This is a genomic window from Pseudarthrobacter sp. PvP004 (assembly GCF_017876035.1).
GTDB classification, from domain to species: Bacteria; Actinomycetota; Actinomycetes; order Actinomycetales; family Micrococcaceae; genus Arthrobacter; species Arthrobacter aurescens_A.
The window spans coordinates 4,175,795-4,194,825 of record NZ_JAGINL010000001.1 but is presented as its reverse complement, the minus strand read 5'-3'; the positions used below and the strand labels follow the sequence as shown (position 1 = coordinate 4,194,825).

Annotated in this window: 17 protein-coding genes; 6 read left to right on the top strand and 11 right to left on the bottom strand. The window is 63.2% G+C overall.

Annotated features, from left to right (window positions below; genetic code table 11):
* Positions 1 to 41 precede the first annotated feature (41 nt).
* From J3A64_RS19070 to J3A64_RS19060, 3 genes are all read right to left on the bottom strand, one after another.
* Positions 42 to 1,916, bottom strand: a complete 1,875-nt coding sequence (locus tag J3A64_RS19070; RefSeq protein ID WP_210065386.1) for a bifunctional sugar phosphate isomerase/epimerase/4-hydroxyphenylpyruvate dioxygenase family protein — start codon at positions 1,914 to 1,916, stop codon at positions 42 to 44.
* Positions 1,916 to 2,830, bottom strand: coding sequence for a shikimate dehydrogenase (locus tag J3A64_RS19065; protein WP_210065385.1), 915 nt, complete (start codon positions 2,828 to 2,830; stop codon positions 1,916 to 1,918). Before J3A64_RS19065 ends, J3A64_RS19070 begins: the two co-directional genes overlap by 1 nt.
* A gap of 204 nt (positions 2,831 to 3,034) precedes the next feature.
* A complete protein-coding gene (locus J3A64_RS19060) occupies positions 3,035 to 3,805 on the bottom strand; it encodes an IclR family transcriptional regulator (protein ID WP_043470868.1) in 771 nt (256 codons plus the stop codon).
* A gap of 203 nt (positions 3,806 to 4,008) precedes the next feature.
* Between J3A64_RS19060 and J3A64_RS19055 the strand changes: the two genes are divergently transcribed.
* On the top strand, positions 4,009 to 5,331 hold the full coding sequence (locus J3A64_RS19055) for an MFS transporter (protein WP_043806439.1): 1,323 nt from the start codon (positions 4,009 to 4,011) through the stop codon (positions 5,329 to 5,331).
* A 133-nt stretch (positions 5,332 to 5,464) separates the two neighbouring features.
* Here J3A64_RS19055 and J3A64_RS19050 read toward each other — a convergent pair whose 3' ends face one another.
* Positions 5,465 to 8,185 (bottom strand): FG-GAP-like repeat-containing protein, encoded by a 2,721-nt coding sequence (locus J3A64_RS19050; protein WP_210065383.1) that lies wholly within the window; start codon positions 8,183 to 8,185, stop codon positions 5,465 to 5,467.
* A 227-nt stretch (positions 8,186 to 8,412) separates the two neighbouring features.
* Here J3A64_RS19050 and J3A64_RS19045 point away from each other — a divergent pair, with 227 nt between their 5' ends.
* Positions 8,413 to 8,649, top strand: a complete 237-nt coding sequence (locus J3A64_RS19045; protein ID WP_011776642.1) for a hypothetical protein — start codon at positions 8,413 to 8,415, stop codon at positions 8,647 to 8,649.
* A 23-nt stretch (positions 8,650 to 8,672) separates the two neighbouring features.
* On the opposite strand, the gene J3A64_RS19040 is transcribed toward J3A64_RS19045, so the two are convergent.
* Both J3A64_RS19040 and J3A64_RS19035 read right to left on the bottom strand, forming a co-directional pair.
* Positions 8,673 to 8,960, bottom strand: coding sequence for a MoaD/ThiS family protein (locus tag J3A64_RS19040; RefSeq protein ID WP_011776643.1), 288 nt, complete (start codon positions 8,958 to 8,960; stop codon positions 8,673 to 8,675).
* Positions 8,961 to 8,967: 7 nt separating this feature from the next.
* Positions 8,968 to 10,116: a glycosyl hydrolase gene (locus J3A64_RS19035; RefSeq protein ID WP_014923236.1), complete on the bottom strand. Its 1,149-nt coding sequence runs from the start codon at positions 10,114 to 10,116 to the stop codon at positions 8,968 to 8,970.
* 351 nt (positions 10,117 to 10,467) lie between these two features.
* Between J3A64_RS19035 and J3A64_RS19030 the strand changes: the two genes are divergently transcribed.
* Both J3A64_RS19030 and J3A64_RS19025 read left to right on the top strand, forming a co-directional pair.
* Positions 10,468 to 11,670 carry a GGDEF domain-containing protein gene (locus J3A64_RS19030; RefSeq protein ID WP_011776645.1) on the top strand — a complete coding sequence of 401 codons (1,203 nt, stop codon included), beginning with the start codon at positions 10,468 to 10,470 and terminating at the stop codon, positions 11,668 to 11,670.
* A gap of 136 nt (positions 11,671 to 11,806) precedes the next feature.
* Positions 11,807 to 12,586, top strand: coding sequence for an isocitrate lyase/phosphoenolpyruvate mutase family protein (locus J3A64_RS19025; RefSeq protein ID WP_014923238.1), 780 nt, complete (start codon positions 11,807 to 11,809; stop codon positions 12,584 to 12,586).
* A 78-nt stretch (positions 12,587 to 12,664) separates the two neighbouring features.
* Here J3A64_RS19025 and J3A64_RS19020 read toward each other — a convergent pair whose 3' ends face one another.
* On the bottom strand, positions 12,665 to 13,588 hold the full coding sequence (locus J3A64_RS19020) for a LysR family transcriptional regulator (RefSeq protein WP_014923239.1): 924 nt from the start codon (positions 13,586 to 13,588) through the stop codon (positions 12,665 to 12,667).
* Between the two features lie 182 nt (positions 13,589 to 13,770).
* Between J3A64_RS19020 and J3A64_RS19015 the strand changes: the two genes are divergently transcribed.
* Positions 13,771 to 14,115, top strand: a complete 345-nt coding sequence (locus tag J3A64_RS19015) for a YgjV family protein (RefSeq protein WP_238324422.1) — start codon at positions 13,771 to 13,773, stop codon at positions 14,113 to 14,115.
* A 59-nt stretch (positions 14,116 to 14,174) separates the two neighbouring features.
* On the opposite strand, the gene J3A64_RS19010 is transcribed toward J3A64_RS19015, so the two are convergent.
* Positions 14,175 to 14,375, bottom strand: coding sequence for a hypothetical protein (locus J3A64_RS19010; protein WP_011776649.1), 201 nt, complete (start codon positions 14,373 to 14,375; stop codon positions 14,175 to 14,177).
* Between the two features lie 134 nt (positions 14,376 to 14,509).
* On the opposite strand from J3A64_RS19010, the gene J3A64_RS19005 reads away from it, so the two are divergent.
* Positions 14,510 to 15,016, top strand: coding sequence for a universal stress protein (locus J3A64_RS19005; RefSeq protein ID WP_014923240.1), 507 nt, complete (start codon positions 14,510 to 14,512; stop codon positions 15,014 to 15,016).
* 304 nt (positions 15,017 to 15,320) lie between these two features.
* On the opposite strand, the gene J3A64_RS19000 is transcribed toward J3A64_RS19005, so the two are convergent.
* From J3A64_RS19000 to J3A64_RS18990, 3 genes are read right to left on the bottom strand one after another with little or no spacing between them, the layout of a single operon-like run.
* Positions 15,321 to 16,712 carry a GntP family permease gene (locus tag J3A64_RS19000; protein ID WP_014923241.1) on the bottom strand — a complete coding sequence of 464 codons (1,392 nt, stop codon included), beginning with the start codon at positions 16,710 to 16,712 and terminating at the stop codon, positions 15,321 to 15,323.
* A 22-nt stretch (positions 16,713 to 16,734) separates the two neighbouring features.
* Positions 16,735 to 17,370: a bifunctional 4-hydroxy-2-oxoglutarate aldolase/2-dehydro-3-deoxy-phosphogluconate aldolase gene (locus J3A64_RS18995; RefSeq protein ID WP_011776652.1), complete on the bottom strand. Its 636-nt coding sequence runs from the start codon at positions 17,368 to 17,370 to the stop codon at positions 16,735 to 16,737.
* Positions 17,367 to 19,025: an amidohydrolase family protein gene (locus J3A64_RS18990; RefSeq protein ID WP_210065381.1), complete on the bottom strand. Its 1,659-nt coding sequence runs from the start codon at positions 19,023 to 19,025 to the stop codon at positions 17,367 to 17,369. Before J3A64_RS18990 ends, J3A64_RS18995 begins: the two co-directional genes overlap by 4 nt.
* Between the last annotated feature and the right edge of the window lie 6 nt (positions 19,026 to 19,031).

Sequence of the window (19,031 nt, the reverse complement as noted above, 5' to 3'; positions counted from 1 at the left end):
GGCCGGCTCCTTTCGGTTGATGGTTCTCTTTGGTTTCGGGTCTAAACCCGGTGAAGCGAGTCGTATTGGACAGCGTGGCGCACAGGAGCGTTGGGCGCCCCGTAGCCGTCGTAGTTGCCGCGGCGCTCCACCATTTCGAAGAACACACTGCCCACGGTGGCGGTGTAGAAGTGGAGGAATTCGCCGTTGGCGTCCCGGTCATACAGGAGGTTGAGCTCCATGAGAGTGGCCAGGAAGTCGGGTTGAAGATCGAACCGTGCGTCCAGGTCCTCGTAGTAGTTGGCGGGAATCTGCAGGAACTCGAGGCCACGATCGCGGGCGGACCGGGCCGTAGCCACGAGGTCGTCCACCGCGAAGGCGATGTGTTCCTGGTACGTTTTGCGTGCCGTTTCCTGGGATTGCTGGGCGGGTGCCAGGTTCAGGACCAGCCTGACCGCGCCGTTGCTGGTCTCCATGACCTGCGAGCGGACAAGCCCGCTGGGACTCGGGACCTCGGCGAACGGCTGCGGTTCCAGGGCCAGCGCGCTGGTGTAGAAGAGCACAGCTTCGTCGAAGTGCTGCCAGGGCTGGGCCAGGTTCACGTGGTCGATCACGGCGTTTCGCTGCGCTGCGGAGTGCTCCAGCCCTTCGCCGAATTCATGCGTCCACGCAGCGGTGCCATCGGGGCTGCCCTGGCACAGGAAAATCTCGGTGGAGTCCGGGGCGGAGATGCCTTGGAAGACTTCCTCGTCGGCTTGGACCTTGCGAGCAACCACTGGCGCCTTGAGTTGCTGGGCCCGAGCGGAGGCAATCACCGGAGAGTCGACGTCGAACCCCAAAGCGGCGATAGCCGGTTCCGAGTGCGAGGCTGCTTGCTCGTTGATGATCACGCGGGCCTGGCCCATGGTCCAGAGCTGGACGTCCTTGGTGCGGTGGCGGCCTTCGAACTCGAAGCCGAGCTGGCCCAGGAGCTTCTCCAGCTGCGCGGTGTCGTCCGCTTTGACCTCGGCGAAGTTGAAGCCGGCGGGCTCGTTCACCTTGGGCAGCGTGGCCAGTTCCATGGGATAACGACGGCGGGACGCACTGCCGTTGCCCGCAGTAGCTTCGGTGGAGGTGCTAGCGAGCCATTTGGCACTCTGCTCCTCCAGCCAGATCAGTGAGCGCATGGCGTCGACGGCGGTGCGCTCGGTGTCCGACTGGCGGAAGACGTCGTTGAAGACCTCAAGGGAGACCGGGCCCGTGTAACCGGCACGAACAACATGGCCCATGAACTTGGCGAGCTCGAACTGGCCCTCGCCCGGGAACACACGGTAGTGGCGGCTCCAGGACAGCACGTCCATGGAGAGCTTGGGGGCGTCGGCAACCTGGACGAAGAAGATCTTCTCCGCGTTGATCTGCTCGATCGGGGCGGTGTCCCAGTCGCGGGAAAGGATGTGGAACGAGTCCAGGCAGGTGCCGAGGTTGGGGTGGTCCACCATCTCCACCAGGCGGTACGCATGCTCGTAGTCGTTGACGTACTTGCCCCAAGCCAAGGCCTCGTAGGCAACCTTGACGCCGTGATCCCCGGCCAGTTCTGCAAGTTCTGCCAGCTGGGAGGCGCGGAGTTCGTCGTCGTCGATGGTTGCGGTGGCCACGTTGGAGCAGACCAGGATGGTGTCCATGCCCAGACGTTCCATGAGGTTGAACTTGGCCTCGGCCCGCTTAAGGTTGGCCTTCAGCAGCTCCGGCGTGACGCCGTCGAAATCGCGGAACGGCTGGTAGAGATCAAGGCCCAGGCCAAGGTCGGCAGCCATTTTCCGGACTTCTTCCGGGCTGTGCGGTGAAGTGACGAGGTCCTGTTCAAAGATCTCGATGCCATCGAAACCCGCGATGGCGCAGGCCTGCATCTTCTCCTTCAGCGTGCCGGACAGGCAGACTGTGGCGATTCCGGTGCGCATCAGTGGCCTGCCTTCGTCAGCTCGGGGGTCAGCGAAGCCGCGGCGTCCTCCACTGCGATGAGTTCCAGGAAGTGTGCCCGCATCCGCTCGCGGTCGGCCTCGCGGTCTGTGATGAGGTGGAAAGCGTCAGCCGCCTGACCGACTGCCATCCGGCCGCCGTCGAGGACGTCGCAGCCCTTTGCCCGCGCTTCGCGGACGAGTTGCGTCTCAATCGGGCGGTAGACAATGTCAGCCACCCACTGGCGTGGCTCCAGAAGTTCGATGTCGAGGGGCAGTCCCGGGTGGGCGGCCATGCCGATCGGGGTGCAGTGCACCAGACCGTCGGCAAGGGGCATGATGTCGCCGAGTTCTGCGGGGGCGTGCGCGGTGACTGTGGCCTGCGGGAAGAGACCGCCAAGTTCAGCGGCTCGTTCCGCAGCCCGTGCCGGGTCCATGTCCACGAGGTTCAGCGTGCTGACGCCGGCTTTGAGGAGGGCATAGGCGACGGCGGAACCTGCACCGCCCGCACCGAGCTGGACAACGCGGTCCAGCTTGGCATTCGGGAGACCGTCGGCGAGCGCGGAGCCGAAGCCCGAGAAATCCGTGTTGTGGCCGGTAAACCGACCGTCCTGAATCAGGACCGTATTGACGGCACCCAGGCGACGGGCGTCGTCGGAAATTTCGTCAAGGTGTTCAAGCACCAACTGCTTGCAAGGATGCGTGATGTTCAGGCCGTTGAAGCCCATGCGGTGGGCCGCTGTCAAGAGGTCTCCGACGGCGGTGGCCGGCAATGCGAGTTCCAGCAGGTCGAGGGGGCGGTACAGCAAGCGAAGGCCCTGCACATCGGCTTCGCGTTCGTGCATGGGCGGCGTGAGCGAGGGCATGACCCCTTCGCCTATGAGGCCCACCAGAACGGACTCGGCTCGGTTGCTCATCCTAAAGCTCCTTTGACTTCAGCACCCGGGGCGTTTGGCGCTTTTCTGGGGCGCCGCCTGACCGGGTGTTATTTAGATTACTACAAGTGTTCATATTCCGCACGCTTGTTCTTATAGCGAACATTGAGGCCACGCACACCCAACTAGCTGGCATTTATGGTTGTTCTGAGCGCTGAAAACAACCACTCATGCCAGTCAGCTGGGTTAGCGCTGGGGCAGGCGGGCCGCGAGTTCAGCCGCGGCTTCCTGCAGGGTGGGGACGTGCGCGATGAGTTCCTCCATGGTGAGGCGGAAGACCGGCACTGCGACGGCGAGTGAGGCGAAGGCGTGACCCTGGGAGTTGAGGACCGGGACGGCAACAGCGCGCATGCCGATCTCGTTTTCTTCATCCATCACGGCGTATCCCTGGCGGCGCACCTGTTCGATTTCGGCCCGGAACTTGTCCCGGTCGGTGATCGAGTGCTCGGTCAACGGATCCAGGGGAAGCTCTTCCAGGAGTCGCTTCCGCTCGACCTCTTCTTCGAACGCGACGAGTGCCTTGCCCACGGAAGTGGTGTGCAAGGCGCCCAAGTGCCCGGGGTCGCTGGTGACGCGGAAGGTCTTGGGGCCATCCACCTTGTTCACGGTGAGGTGGTGGTTGCCGTCGCGGACGGACAGGATGGTGGCCTCATGGGTGCGCTCGGTGACTCGCTGGAGGACCGGCAGCGCTGTCGCGGCAAAACCGTGGTGGTTGGAAACGCGCTGACCCAGCTGGAAGACACGCAACCCCAGGTGATAACGGCGCCCATCAGGCTCGTAGTCCACGAATCCGTCACGGGTGAGCGAACCCAGCAGGCGATAGGTGGTGCTGAACGGAAGGCTGGCACTCCTGGCCAGGTCGGCCGCACTTGCGCCGCGCGGCTCATTGCCCAGAAGTACCAGTAGGCTCAGGGCCTTGCCGACCATGTCGGTCTTTGTGTCCTCTTTCACACTCATACCTCGATGCTCTCACATAGTGAGAGCTATTTCTAGATGGTGGGGACTTCTCTTGACAAGTGACCCCACTCACAGCCACTATTGCTGTATCGCACAAGTAGCTCTCACCATGTGGTTACTTTCGGGATGATCCGGCCGCACCTCGCTCTGGTCTTCCCACCGAAGCAAGATCCGCGACATCGTCGTCACAGAAGGAACCCCTCATGAGTCAAACAATGCCGTCAGCGACGCCAGGCACTGAAACCACCGCAGGAACTCCCAAGAAAGCCGCGCTTGCCAGCTTCCTTGGCAGCGCCGTTGAGTACTACGACTTCTTCATCTTCGGCTCGGCCGCAGCCCTGATCTTCCCGCATGTGTTCTTCCCGTCTGCCGATGCCAACGCAGCCATCATGTCGTTCGCGACCTTCGGCTTCGCTTACGTTGCCCGCCCCGTGGGCGCTGTGATCCTGGGCCACTTCGGTGACCGCATTGGCCGACAAAAAGTCCTCATGTTCACGCTGGTCCTCATGGGTGCCGCCACGTTCGTGATCGGCTGCCTCCCGGACTTCAAGACCATCGGCTGGTGGGCACCCGTCCTGCTGGTATTCGCCCGTCTCTGCCAGGGACTTTCTGCCGCTGGTGAGCAGGCCGGCGCCTCCTCAATGACGTTGGAGCACGCCCCGGACAACCGCCGCTCCTTCTTCACTTCCTGGACCCTTACCGGCACCCAGGGCGGCCAGATCCTGGCTGCGTTGGTGTTCATCCCGGTGGTGGCACTGCCCGACGACATCAAGTACGGCATCGGTTGGCGCATCCCGTTCTGGCTCAGCGCAGTGGTGGTATTGGTTGCCTTCTTCATACGCCGCACCCTCCACGAGCCGCCTGCCTTCGCGGAGGCCAAGAAGAACAATGAAATCTCCAAGCTCCCCGTTGCCGATCTCCTGAGGCTGCACTGGCGCGATGTTCTCCGCGTAGTCTGCTGTGCCTTCATCGCCGCCGTGAGCACGGTCTTTGGAACGTTGGCCATCAAGTACGCCCAAGATGTTGCAGGCGTCAACAGCACCATCACGCTGTGGCTGGTGGTGGCGGCCAACGTCGTAGCCCTGGGAACCCAGCCGCTGTTCGGCATGCTCTCGGACAAGATCGGCCGCAAGCCCGTCTTCATCTACGGAGCTTTGTCCAGCGCCATCATGACGCCGGTGTTCCTGCTGACCCTCGAAGGCGGCAACGTGCCGCTGATGTTCCTGGTCTCCGTGGTGTTCTTCTCGTTCGGATACGCCGCAGCAAACGCAGTGTGGCCCTCCTTCTACGGCGAAATGTTCAGCACCAAGGTCCGCTTCTCCGGCCTGGCCATCGGCACGCAGTTGGGCTTCCTCATGGCAGGTTTCGCCCCGGCAATCGTCACTGCCCTGGGTGGCACCAAGCCCGGCGGATGGGTCCAGATCTCCATCTTCACCGCGGTGATCTGCGTGATCGCAGCTGTCTCGGCCATGACCGCCCGCGAATCGGCCAAGACCCCCACCACCCAACTCGGCCTGTACAAGTAGCCGCAGCGTTCCTGCCCACTTAGTGGGCGCCAGCAACAGGAAAGCCCGGAATGTCCCCTGACATTCCGGGCTTTCCGATGTCCGAACCATGGCGCGGAGGGAGGTAAGCGGGAAGGAGCGCAATCCCCGGAAGCTACCGCGGGTCCAGCACCACCGTTTGGAACGCCCCCTGACCAGTGCCGGTGTAAAGGAACAGGGCCCCGTCGCCGGCCACGCCAACTACGGAAGGATTGCCCGTCCCAGTAAAACCATTGCCCAGGGCGGCGAAGGTAGTGAAGATGTTCCATCCAGCCCCCAAAGCCACCCGCGCCAGGAAGCCGCCGCTGCCGTTGCCCGGGTAGAGCCAGAGTGAGCCATCGCTTCCGCGGGCCAGGATGTCCTCCCGGCCATCACCGTTGAAGTCACCGCCCTGCATCACTGAATTGAAGATGTTCCATCCGGTGCCGATCTGCCGCCACGGCTGGAATCCACCCGCGCCGTTGCCCGGGTAAAGCCACAAGCTTCCATCGGCAGCACGCGCCACAAGATCGGCTTTGCCGTCACCGGAGAAATCACCCGGCGCGAGCAGCTGCGTGAACCCTTGCCACCCCGTGCCGATCTGCTTGCGGGCCAAGAACTGGCCGCGACCATCCGTTGGATACAGCCACAACACTCCATCGAAACTGCGCGCCACAAGGTCCGGGTGACCATCGCCGTCGAAATCTCCCGCACTGAGTACCGAAGTGAACGTGCCCCAACCCGATCCCAGCTGGACTCGCGGCAGGAAACCACCTGAACCATTGCCGGGGTAAAGCCACAACACGCCGTCGGTGCCGCGCGCCAGAATGTCCGCGACAGCATCGCCGTCGAAATCCCCTGCCTCCCACACCTGACTGAACTGGTTCCACCCGGCGCCAATAGCCAGGCGTTCGGCAAACCCAGAGCCGTCGCCCGGGTAGAGGCGCATGGTTCCCGACGACGTCGCCGTCACGACATCCGACTTCGCGTCACCTGTGAAGTCTTGCCCGCTCACGATGTCGCCCACGGCGTTCCAACCAGTTCCGACGGCGACACGCGGCACGAAGCCACCCCAGCCATTGCCGGGGTACAGGTAGAGAGTGCCGTCGCTTGCCCGTGCGAGCAGTCCGGCTCCGGCGCCGGCGAAAGAGCCGTCGGAAGTGATGCTGGTGAAACCATTCCAGCCCGAGCCGATCTGCGACCATGTACGGAAACCGCCTTGGCCGTCACTCGGGTAGAGCCACAGGCTGCCGTCCGGTTTGGTGGCCATGAGGTCGGGCCGTGCATCGCCATCAAAATCCCCCACCCCAATGAGGTTGGAGAAGCCTTGCCAGCCGGATCCGATCTGCCGCTTGGCGAGGAAACCCCCGTTTCCGTCGCCCGGATACAGCCACAGGACACCATCGCTGGTGCGTGCCAGGATGTCGCTGCGGCCGTCACCATTGAAGTCCGCAATGCCGGTAATGGCGTCAAAAATGTTCCACCCCGAGCCGATCTTGCGGGGATTATCAAGTCTGTTGCCGGGCAGGCCCGCGTAGAGCATCAGTGAGCCGTCAGCCTCGCGGGAGAAGACATCGGCGAGCCTGTCGCCATCGAAGTCGCCCACCGAAAAGCGGATCTTCATTGTGAGCTTGGGATCGGCAAAAATAGTGACCGACGCTTGCGTTGCGGACACCGAATTGATGGTCACCTGCGTGCCGGTATAGGTAGTGAAAGTGCTGCCGGCCTGCCATGCGTGGTTGGTGGCGTACCAAGGTTCCGGGAATGGCTTGGTGGACGGCATGAGGATCAGGGACGAAGCGATGGTGGCTCCGCCGCGTTGGACGATCTTGACGCCCCTGTTTCCTGCTGGCTTGCCGGAGTCGTCGAGGTAGCTGTCGTAACCGGCAGCCTGCCGCAGCTCCAGGTAGTAGACCTCTTTGCTGATGGGATCCGTGAACTTAATGGCACGCTGGGCTTCGGTTCCGCCCCAAGGTTTCAGTGTGTAGGTCTTGGCGCCCGTGGCAACGCCAACATCACGGATCTCATCTCCCCGGCCGAGCCCGGCATAGTCCCAGAGCGAGCTGCTCACCGCGGGCGATTCGAATTGGGCAGCACCCATGATGTCCGTGGTGTCGCCGTACTCCCGGATGTAGCACGAGGGATCCGTGAACCGGCCGTTGCCGTCAACCCCGACGTCGGACGCTCCGCTGCCGCACTGCAACGCGTCCGCGTGCATCAGGCCAATGACGTGGCCGAACTCGTGACTCATGACGTTGTTCGTGAACCCGCTGATCTGCGGCAGGAGGACGCGGCCACTGTAGCTTCCGCTGCTGTAGCCGGCTCCCAGGGCGTTACCGGACAGCGTGGACGTGGGAATGAAAATCACCAGTGCTGTGTACGGGCTGGCCGTCCAATTCAGCTCGCTGGTGATAGTGGACATGATGGTGCTGTAGCTATCCGTGGACTTGGCCTTGGACTGGTGGCCGGCAACCTTGGTATTCACCGTCATGGACAGTTTGTTGGCCGTCATCGCTTTCCAGTAGTTGCTGGATGCAGCCACAGCCTGCTCGGCACCGGCCATGGACACCGTGTTGCTGTTGTCCGCCAACTTGGCCGTGACCAGCCGTACCCGGATGTCGCCGTTGGGCCCGGCCGCTGCCGCGCCGGCGTCGGGAGCGGTATTGAACGGCGTGGCGCGCTCGGGCGGATTCTCGAACGTATGCTCCGAGTGCGGCGTCCCCTCCACGAACTGGACGTTCGGGTTGTCCGGTCCGGGCAACGGCACAGCCGTTGCGGGGGTCTGTACGAAAAACAGGCCGGTAGCAAACACCACCAAGCCTGTAGACAACGCAATTGTTCGCCGTAGCGCACCCATTCGATCTCCCCGGGGACGGAGCCTGCGGTTGCTGTGAGACTCAACAACCGGGATCAGGCTACAGCCGGGTAGGTGCCAAGCCCGGCAGGCGGGGCGGGCCATGTGGAAACCCAACCATCCCGGAATGCTAACGGGACCCTAACCGGGCCGAAATACCGTGGCAACATTGCCGCGCCACACTGGAATAGCCGGCAAGTGCAGGCACCAGCTCCAGCCAGGAGGACACCATGCTGAAGGAAGCCACCACTCACACAACACGAATACGCGCTATCAGCCAGCTCCACCGCGGGGACGAAATCGAAGCCCGGCTGTCCGTAGGGCCCGCTTACGATGACGTAGTGATCCGCCGCGGGCGCGTCCAGGAAACGGCGCCGGGAATTGGCGTGGTGTGGATCATGGACCACGCCACCGGAATGCGGAAAGCCATCAATACCGATGAATGCAGTGTTTGGCGCGTCGCCTGATCCGGCTCGACCCCAAACTCCACTCAGCCGCCGGCCACGGATTGGATGATCAAGACCTCCTGGCCTGCCGCAACTTCCGTTTCAAGACCTTTCACACGCCGGATCTCGTCACCGTTCACGTAAATATTCACGTAGCGGCGGAGCGCCCCGGTTTCATCACGCAAGCGCCTGGCCAGCACCGGATAATCTCCGGTCACCGAGTCCAGCAGCTGTCCAACGGTCACAGCCCCGTCGGCGGACGCAGTCAGATAGGACTGTCCGCCGACGAGCGGCTGCAGGACGCCGGGCAACAGGACCGTAAAGTCAGCCACGACCCACCTACCCGGGCACCGGGGCGCTGGCTTTTGTTTCGTTGTCGGCCGGGACACCAACCACGACGGCGGCACGCACGCAGAGCACGTCCGGCAAGTGCGATGCCACTTCAGTAAAAGTCTCGCCCTCGTCAGCGCTGGCATACACGGCGCCTCCGCGGGTTCCGAAGTACACGCCGGTGGGTTCGGCGGTGTCCACGGCAGCGGCGTCCCTGAGCACGGCGTTGTATTCGTGGTCCGGGAGACCCGTGTGCAGTTCCTTCCACGTTCCGCCGGCATCGTCTGTGCGGTGGACGCTGAGCTTGCTGTCCGGCGGGATGCGTTCACCGTCCGCCTTCAACGGGATCACCCATGCTGTGCCTTCCCGGCGCGGATGAGTCAGCATGACGAACCCAAAGTCTGCCGGCAACCCCTCCGCGATTGAGTCCCAGTTCTCGCCGCCGTCGTCCGTGCGGTACACGCCGTGGTGGTTCTGCGCGTACAAACGGTTCTCGACGGCGGCATCCGCTGCGATCTTGTGAACGCACTGGCCGAACTCGGGATTCGGATCGGGCATGAAGTAGGCCGAAATTCCCTTGTTGCGGGGCTCCCAGGAGGTGCCGCCGTCGAGCGATCTGTAAACACCGCCCGTGCTCATGGCGATGTGGACCTTCTCGCCTGACGGATCAACCACGATGGAGTGTGCCGCCGCTCCGCCGTAGCCGGCGCCCCACTCGCCGCGGTGGGGGTGGTCCCAGAGCCCGCGGTTCAGTTCAAAGTGCTCGCCGCCGTCGGTTGATTTCCATACTGAGATGGGCTCGCAACCGGCCCAGACAACGCCGGGGCGTGAGTCGGAGTCCGGGTATATCTGCCAGATGCGCTCCAGGGCAGCATCAGTGCCGTCCGGGAATTTGATGGCGCCCTGCTCGGGCTCGGTCCATGTTGCGCCGAGGTCGTCGGAGTGGGCAACGGTGGGACCCCAATGCTCGGATCGCACGCCCACCATGATCCGTGTTTTGCCGTCTCGTGTGTCTATTCCGATGCTGGGAATCTCACTCATCAGGAAGTGCGGGCCGGAGAGGGACCATTCTTTCCGGTCCGGGCTGCTTGCGAGCCAGAGGCCTTTCTTTGTCCCGATCGCGATGAGGTAACTCTCTGCGGTAGCCATGATCCCCATCGAACCATCAGGGCGTGTAGGTGGCAACGGTTTTTTGAGCTATGTGGATAGACCGGTGACCGGGTTTCGGCGACCGAGCCGGCCCCGCTTCCACACGAATGGACTCCGGGCAAGAGTCACCCTTACGGGTACAGTGCACTGAAATCCCCAATCGTGACGCGAAAATCAAAAAAACTTTTCGCGGGTTGGTGTGACAGTTGGCTACTGACTGAAGAAAACGTGCTTGACTGTGGTTTTGCGGTCATACGGCCGCAGCAACTTATTGGGGGATAAAATGTTTTGCGAGGTCAAAGAGCCATGAGAGCACCAAAAACGAGTTCCACGGTGGCCGGCCGGTAGCAGGACCGAGCCATGATTGCAGTCTCTTTGCAAGAAGTAGCCATAGTCCTGGACCCGTTCTCCGTGAGGATGGTCCTCGGGGTAGTCACCCTGACCCTGATAGTCCTCTCCTGGGTCTCCTCCCGGCGTCTCCGGTCTCCGAGCACCGATTGGTGGCGGGCAGCCTTGTGTCTCTTCTTTGCAGGAAATTCCGCCTTCCTGCTGAACGGAAGCTCCTTCCTGGCGTGGGCCAATCCGCCGGGCAAGGCATTGGTTGTGGCCGGAGCTTTCAGCGTCTGGGCAGGAGCGCGAACTCTTCGCGGCCGTAAAGTCAGAGCCTGGCAGTTGGCACCGGCACCACTGATCACCTGCCTTGTGTCGGTGATGGACGATGCTGAATCCAGCCTGTGGTCCGGAGGCTTGGTCTACCTGGGTATGACGGCGGCGGCCCTTGGTATGGCTGCGGCTGAACTGTGGTTCGCGAAGTCCGCCCAGTTCCGGGTGACGAAGTTCCTGGCCCTGGCCGCCGCGCTGACCTCCCTCTACTATCTGGGCAGGGCGATCACGTTTGTGCTGGAAGGCCCGGACGGGAGTTCATTCCGGACATACTTTGGGTACGCGCCAGCGGCGCTCATGCACATAGTCCTCCTGGTGTCGCTGACCTACACCCTGAACGCGCTCAGCAATTGCCAGCTGATCACAAAACTCAAGGAGCGCGCCGAGCGGGACCATCTGACAGGGCTGCTGAACCGGGGCGCCTTCCTGGGTCTGGCTGCAAAGGAACTGGCTGGCCCGGCTTCCCGGCAAGGCGGAGCCTTGATCCTGGCCGACCTCGACTATTTCAAAGCCATCAATGATGAACACGGGCATGCGGCCGGGGACGCTGCCTTGTGTGCTTTCGCCGAGGCCTGCACCGCTTCGGTGAGATCAACCGACCTTGTTGGACGGTACGGCGGTGAAGAATTCATCCTGTTCCTGCCGGGGGCAACTCAGCAGCGGGCCGAAGCCATCGCCTCAGAGATCAGCCGCCGCCTGTCCTCCATGGCAGGTCCGGATGGCTTACCCTTTCCGACGGTCAGTTACGGTGTCACGTCCACTGGTACCGGGACTCCGGACCTGGCCTTCATGATCAACGTGGCAGACGCCGCGCTGTACACCGCAAAGGGGCAGGGAAGAAACAGGGTTGTGGGCGCAGATTCAGTGGACCCGCTGCCCACGTTCCTTGGACGTCCGTAGTCACGAGTCGAGGGGTAGGGCGTTCAGTGTCTGCGGGCCCCTGGTATCGCGTTGTGTGACGTTATGCCTAGGCTGTGGGTGGCAAATGAGCCCGGTTCCACCCGTGAATGACGGACAACGATGACGGAGAACAACAATGACTGAAGCAAACACCGCTGCACGCGCACAACAGCTGAAAGCCCTCCATGAAGCACCGGAAATCCTGAGTGTGGTCAATGTGTGGGACGCCATCAGCGCCCGCACGGTTGCAGCGCTTCCTGAAACGAAGGCCATTGCCACTGCAGGGCATTCCATTGCTGCAGCCTTTGGTTACGCCGACGGGACCATGCCTTTGGACGTCGCTCTTGATGGGGTAAAGCGAATTGTCGACGCCGTCGATCAGCCGGTCACTGCGGACCTGGACGATGGCTACGACAACCCGGGTGAGACCATCCGCCGGGCGATCGGGATCGGGGTAGTCGGTGCAAATGTTGAAGACCGTTTGCGGCCCTTCGACGAGGCCGTTGCCCGCGTTCAGTCGATCATTGCGGCCGCCGCGGACGAAGGCATCGCGTTCCAGCTGAACGCACGCACTGACGCTATCGCCCGGGGCGGGGACCGGCCGATCAAAGACAGCATCGAAGACGCCATCGCGAGGGGACGCGCCTTCCTTGATGCCGGCGCTTCGCTGGTCTTCGTGCCAGGTGCCATGACCCGTGAGGTCATCGAACCGCTGGTTGAAGGCCTCGGACATGGGAAGCTCTCCGTCATCGGTGCTCCCGGAGCCCTCCCGGCAGCCGAGCTTCAGGAACTTGGTGTGGCGCGTGTGTCCTATGGTCCGTTCACCCAGAGGGTGGCTTTGCGCGCGCTCCGGGAACTGGCCACCGACCTCTATGGCTCGGGCGTAGTGCCGGTGGACACTCCCGCGCTGAACTAGCTGAACCTGTCCCCGCCTGACCAGTCCCCAACTGACCAGCCCCGGCCTGACCAGTCCTGTCTGGGAAGGCGGGACTGCTCAGGACCCTGAGCGGGTGTCGAACGCGGCCGCAGATTCCCGGAGCAGGCGGGCCACTGTGTCCACGGGCAGGCTCGCTGCCCTTCTCCGGTCGAACCTTCGTAACGCGATGTGCCGGGTCCCCAACCCGGGAACATCAAGGATGTCCACTTGGTCATGGACCACACCCGTCAGGGCCAGGGTGGGCACGATCGCGACCCCCTCACCGGCAGCCACCAGTGCCAGCGCGGTGAGAGTGTCGTGGTACTGGTGAACAGTCTCAATCCGGGCGCCCGTCGAGTGGCGGAGGCGCCCAAGCACGGCAGTGTTGGCTGCTGACGGCTCGACTCCCAGCCACGGCAACGGCAAGCGGCTCAGGTCGATGTTGTCCGTGCCGAGCAAGGTTCCTGCGGGGACCACGAGCTTCCACGGTTCATCCAGCAAAGGTTCCTGGATCATTCCGGTCGCCATCGGGTGCTGCTCTGCCGCCGTCGAATCCTGTTCGATCACCACAGCGTCGAGCTGGCGTTGCCGGAGCAGCCGCATCAGCGCAGGAAAGCTGTCCTCAACAATCTGAATCTGCAGCTGTGGGTATTGGCTCCGCCAATCGGGGAGGCGCGGGATCACCACTGTGCGCATGAAACTGGTGAAGCCGCCCACCCGCACCACTCCCGCGATATTGACTTCGCTTTGCATCCGGGCCCGGGCTACGTTGAGTGCCCGTTCTATCTCTTCCCCTGCCTCTGCCATGGCCAGGCCTGCGGGTGTGAGCACTGAACCTTTTGGGGTACGCAGGAGTAACGCCTGCCCTGCTTCGCTCTCGAGTTTGCTGAGTTGCTGCGACACTGCGGAGGGCGTAATCCGCAATTCATCTGCTGCCGCGAGAACGCCTCCGGTCCGTGCAACCGCGAGAAGCACCAGCAGCCGGCGCGGGTCCATATCCATGTTAAGCGCTCCTAAACATGGGCTTCAGAATAATGCAATTGAACTAAATGACTTCCTCGCTCAATATTGACTCAAAAGCACGATTCTGTCTCGCAACACCGACTATCGAATCAAGCCCCCAACCCGGTCCTGACGCCACCCGTCGGCTTTATCCGGGTGCCAAAAAACGTGAAAGGACTCCCATGGAACTGCTGTTCGAAATTGCCGGTTGGGCCGGTGCAGTGGCGATGCTCGGCGGCTACATGGCAGTGTCCATGGGCTGGTTGCAGGCGGGCAGTACCTTCCAGACAGTCAATCTGTTTGGTTCGTGCGCCTTCATCATTAATGGCACGCTCCACGGAGCCTGGCCATCCGTAGTAACGAACGTAGCGTGGTTCCTGATCTCAGCCGTGGCACTTCTGCGGATGAGGGCAAAGCAGAGGCCTGTGCAGGTGGTGGCTCAGGCTCACGAGAGCCCCTCACTTGGTCCGGACACTGCCGCCCAGGTCATCGTCACGGCCACTCGACCAGCCACCAGCTGCGCATAGCGGCGAACCCGGGAACAGCCACGCCGCTGGCGCCGGCCCCGGCTGGCTGACGGGCCCCGTCAGTCCACGAACTCCGACTGTGTCTCGATGAAGTCCCAGTCCGCAACGGTCAGGACGCCACTGACCTTGTCCGGATGGGGCCCGCCGGCTTCGGCAATATGCTGCAGTACCTGCAGCGGCAGCTCTTCGGCGCGCAGGTTTTCCCGTAGCCATTCCTTGCTGTCCAAGTGCAGATCGAGCCACCACATGTAGATTTCCATCGCGGACCGCCTTCCTTCGGATGAGCCGTGGGCCCGGATTAACCGTAGGCCCGGTCAGGAACTTCTACAAGGGTCCGCCCATGGCTGGGCCTAAGTAGCTGTTCAAGCGCACGCCGCAGCGCAACAATAAGGGTATGGCAGCGGAAGGTTTCAGCGGACGTATTCCCCTTGTTGTCGGAGTGCTGCCGGACCAGCATGTGGAGGTCCTGCAAACTGCCAGGACCCTCGCCGAACAACTCGGCGTTCCGCTGGTTTGCGCGTACGTGGATGAGGCCAGCTACCTTGTGGAGTGGGACCCCTCGCGCGAGACGCACCGGATGTCGCTGCATCCCGAAAAGGATGACGAGGACGTCGCTGCCGTCCGCGGTGATCTGGGTAAGGCAATCGCGGAGGCCATGGACGGCGGGACAGCCGATTGGACTCTGCGCTTGCTAGCGGGTGATCCCGCCAGGGCCTTGGGCCGCTTGGCGGCGGATATCGATGCCTCAATGATTATCGTCGGGACCCCGGAGCCCGGGCTGGGGCACCGAATTTCCGAAGCCTTGAACGGCTCGGTGGCGGCCTGGCTGAGTCATCACCAGCGGCGTCCGGTGCTGATTGTGCCCCAAAAGAAGAGGCAGGACGCCGCCCATAAAAACTAAAGCGAAAGTACTTATTCGAGGTGGTGGCAAAGGCGTCTCTCGGCACGTAGAGTAATTACTGCAGGAAGGCGAAAGCCCCTGCTCAAAGGCCGCTCCGGAGTGCGTATCCCCCAATAACGCACTCCGGAGCTCTTTGTTTTAAGCGGGCTCACCCGCGTGCCGCCACCACCTTCTTTGACGCGAAAACGGCCCCGACACGCCTGGTTGCAGGCGTGTCGGGGCCGTTGTGGTTTCAATGTGGGTGGTGACGGTACAGGCTCACGCTACAAGCACGACGTCGCCACCCGGATTGGGTGCCAAGAGGTCACCTGACGAACGTGTACAGCAGCGCCGCCATACCGAAGCCCACAATGGAAAGCACTGTTTCCAGCACGGTCCAGGTCTTCAGGGTGTCCTTGACTGACATGTTGAAGTACTTGGAGATGATCCAGAATCCGCCGTCGTTCACGTGGCTGGCGATGATGGAGCCCGAGGAGATAGCCACCACGATCAGCGCGAGCTGCGGTTGCGAGTAGCCGGAGGCGAGGCTGGGGGCCAGGATGCCGCCGGTGGTCACGATTGCAACGGTGGCCGAGCCCTGGGCGATGCGCATGCCGGCGCTGATCACGAAGGCGGACAGGATGATGGGAAGCCCGGCCTGGGACAGTGAATCGGCCACGGCCTTGCCAACACCTGTGGCGGAGAGGACGGCACCAAAGAAGGCGCCCGCGCCAACAACCAGCAGGATCATGCCCACGGGACGCAACGAGGAACCCGTGATTTCGCTGAGTTCGGCGGAGGTCATTCCGCGGCGGATTCCCAAGAGCCACATCGCCAGGAGCACGGCGACGGTCAGCGCGATGGCCGGGTTGCCGAAGAACTGGAGCACATCACGGAAGGTGCCTGCGGGAGCAAAGATGTTTCCGAAGGTACCGCCGAGGATGAGGATCATAGGCAGGCCGATGGCCAGAAGCACCAGTCCGATGGACGGTTCGTGGCCCTTGGCTTCCTCGGCTTCGGGAACAATGCGATCCTCCGGAACGGAAACCATGACTCGCTTGCCGATCCAGGTGCCCCACAAAATACCGGATGCGAACCATGCAGGGATACCGCAGATGAGGCCCATGAGGATGATCCAGCCGAGATCCACGCCGAACAGTCCGGCCGCAGCAACGGGGCCGGGGTGCGGAGGAAGGAAGGCGTGCGTCACGGAGAGTCCAGCGAGCAACGGCAGGGCGTAAAGGGCCAGCGACTTGCCGCCACGGATTGCGGCGACGTACACCAGCGGGGCAAGGACAAAGATGCCGATGTCGAAGAACACGGGGATACCCAGCACGAAGCCGGTGATACCCATGGCGAGCGGGGTGCCCTTTTCGCCGAAGATCTTCACGAGGCGGCCCAAAAGCACTTCCGCACCACCGGACCGTTCCAAGATGGCGCCGAGGACGGTACCGAGGCCAATGATTACCGTGATGTGGCCGAGGATGCCGGCGAAGCCCTTCTCAATGAGGGCGTCGCTGCTCTTGGTGGCCGAGCCGACAAGGGCCTCCACGGAGATCCCACCCACCAGGGCCACGATCACACCGGTTCCCACCAGGGCGATGAACGGTTCGAGCTTGACCTTGATGATCAGGAACAGCAGAAGGGCAATGCCGGCGCCTGCCAGGAGGAGCAGGCCAGCGGTGTCGTGCCGCAGCCATTCGAGGAATTCAGTCATGACGAGTCTTTCTGGGTAAGTCCTACTTGAGGGTGCCGGTGAAGGCTGCGGCACGTGCCGCGATGTCTGCCCAGTCACCCGCAGCAACTGCCGCGGGCGGGACTACGCTGGTGCCGCAGCAGACTGCGGCAGCACCGGCGTCGAGGTAGCTCTTGGCGTTGGAGGCGTCGATGCCTCCGGAAGGGAGCAATCGGATGCCCGGGTACGGGCCCTGCAGGTCCTTCAGATACGCCGGGCCGAGCTGGCGGGCGGGGAAAATCTTGACGGCGGCCGAGCCCAGGTCCAGGGCCTGTGCCACCTCGGTGGGGGTCATGGCGCCGAGGCTGAACGGGATCCCCGCAGCCACGGCGACGGCGGCGACCTCCGGCCTGAGGCCGGGCGTCACCAGGAACTGCGCACCGGCATCGATCGCTGCGCGGGCTTGATCAGCGGTCATCACAGTGCCGATTCCGACGGCGGCGCCGTGCTCCGCTGCGGTCTCCGCCGCGCGCTTGACGTGCGTGAGCACATCCGGTGTGGTGAAGGTCAGTTCGACGCTGCGGATGCCGCCGTCGGCCAGCGCCCGGCAGAGATCGGCGGCGTCGGTGATGGACGGTGCGCGGACCACGGCCAGGGTGCGGTCGGCTTCAAGCTGCTGGAGGAATTGTTCAGGGGTCATTGTTGTCCTTCTCTGGTGAGGCCGTCGCTGCTGCGACGAAGGGCACGGCCCGCGCGGGCGCCGGTGGGCTTGCCGCCGTCGATCGCTGCCGTGCCGTTGACGAAGACGTACTGGAGGCCGCTGGCGGCTTGGCGGGGGTTCTCAAAAGTGGCTTCGTCGCGGACGGTTTCCGGATCGAAGAGCACGACGTCGGCCGCGTAGCCTTCGCGGACCAGTCCCCTGTTGTGGAGCTTGAGTCGTGCGGCGGGCCGGCCGGTGAGGTGGTGGACCATTTCCTCGAGGCTCAAGAGTCCGAGGTCCCGGGAGTAGTGGCCGAGGTAGCGCGGGAAGGTTCCCCAAGCGCGGGGGTGTGGCTTGGCGCCGACCAAGAGTCCGTCGCTGCCGCCGGTGTGGGTGCGGTGTTTCATGATGGCTTGCACGTTTTCCTCGTGACCCACGTGCTGCAGTATTCCGGTGCCGAGGCGGTCTTCCGTGAGGATCTGCGCGAAGACATCAAAGGGTTCTTGCTTGGTCTCCGCAGCGATGTCCCTGACGGTCTTGCCCACGTAGCCTGCGAGCGCGGGATTCTGGACGCCGCTGATCTCCAGGGTGTCCCATTCGGCCACCACTCCGTGGCAGCCGTCGGAGCCGTAGATCTCCACGGCTTCTTGGATGCGTGCGCGGGTTTCCGGGTCTGCCAAGCGGGCCAGCGTGGCCTCGGTTCCGCCCGACGACGCCCAGCTGGGGAGGATCGCGGACAGTGTGGTGGCGCCCGGGAGGTACGGGTACGTGTCCAGGGTGATGTCCACACCCTGGTCAAGGGCTTGGTCGATCAGCTCCAGGAGCTCCCCCGCCCGGCCCTTGTTTTCCGCGAAATTCATGGTGGCGTGGGACAAGTGCAGGGCACATCCGGTCTCGCGGCTCAGCCCGATCATCTCGGCGTAGGCACCCAGCGCACCCTTGCCGTAGGAGCGGTGGTGCGGCGCATAGAAGCCACCCAGTTCACCCACCGTCCGGCAGAGCCCGGCGAGTTCCTCGGTCTGCGCATACATGCCCGGCGTGTAGGTGAGGCCCGAGGACATTCCCACGGCCCCTTCCTCCATCGCCGTGCGGATGATGTCCTGCATCTGCTGCTGTTGCTCCGGCGTGGGGTCACCTTCGGCGAAGCCCATCACCATGGCGCGGACGGTTCCTTGGGGAACGAGGTAGGCGGCGTTGGTGGCGATTCGGCCTCCTTCTTCCAGCGTGTCCAGTCGGTCGAGGTACTCGCCAACTGTCCGCCAGTTCCAGTCGAACTCGGCAGGATTGTCGTTCCAGCCGGCGATTTTCTCGCGGACACCCGCCAGCGTGGCATCATCAACCGGCGCATAGGACAGTCCGTCCTGACCCAACAATTCCGTGGTGACGCCTTGGCTGAGCTTGGCGTAGTGATCCCTGTTGACCAGCAGTTGCAGGTCCGAGTGCGCGTGCATGTCGATGAACCCGGGGCTCAGGACCAGACCGGTGGCATCGATGACGCGCTCCGCGCCGGTTTCCGCTGCGGTGAGGGACCCGGCGTCGAGGGTTCCGGCGTCGACGACGGCGGCAATCACCGCGCCGTCCAGCAGGACGTCCGCGCGGCGGCGGGCCGCTCCCGTTCCGTCCACCAGGGTGGCATTGTTGATGAGGGTCTTCATGGCATG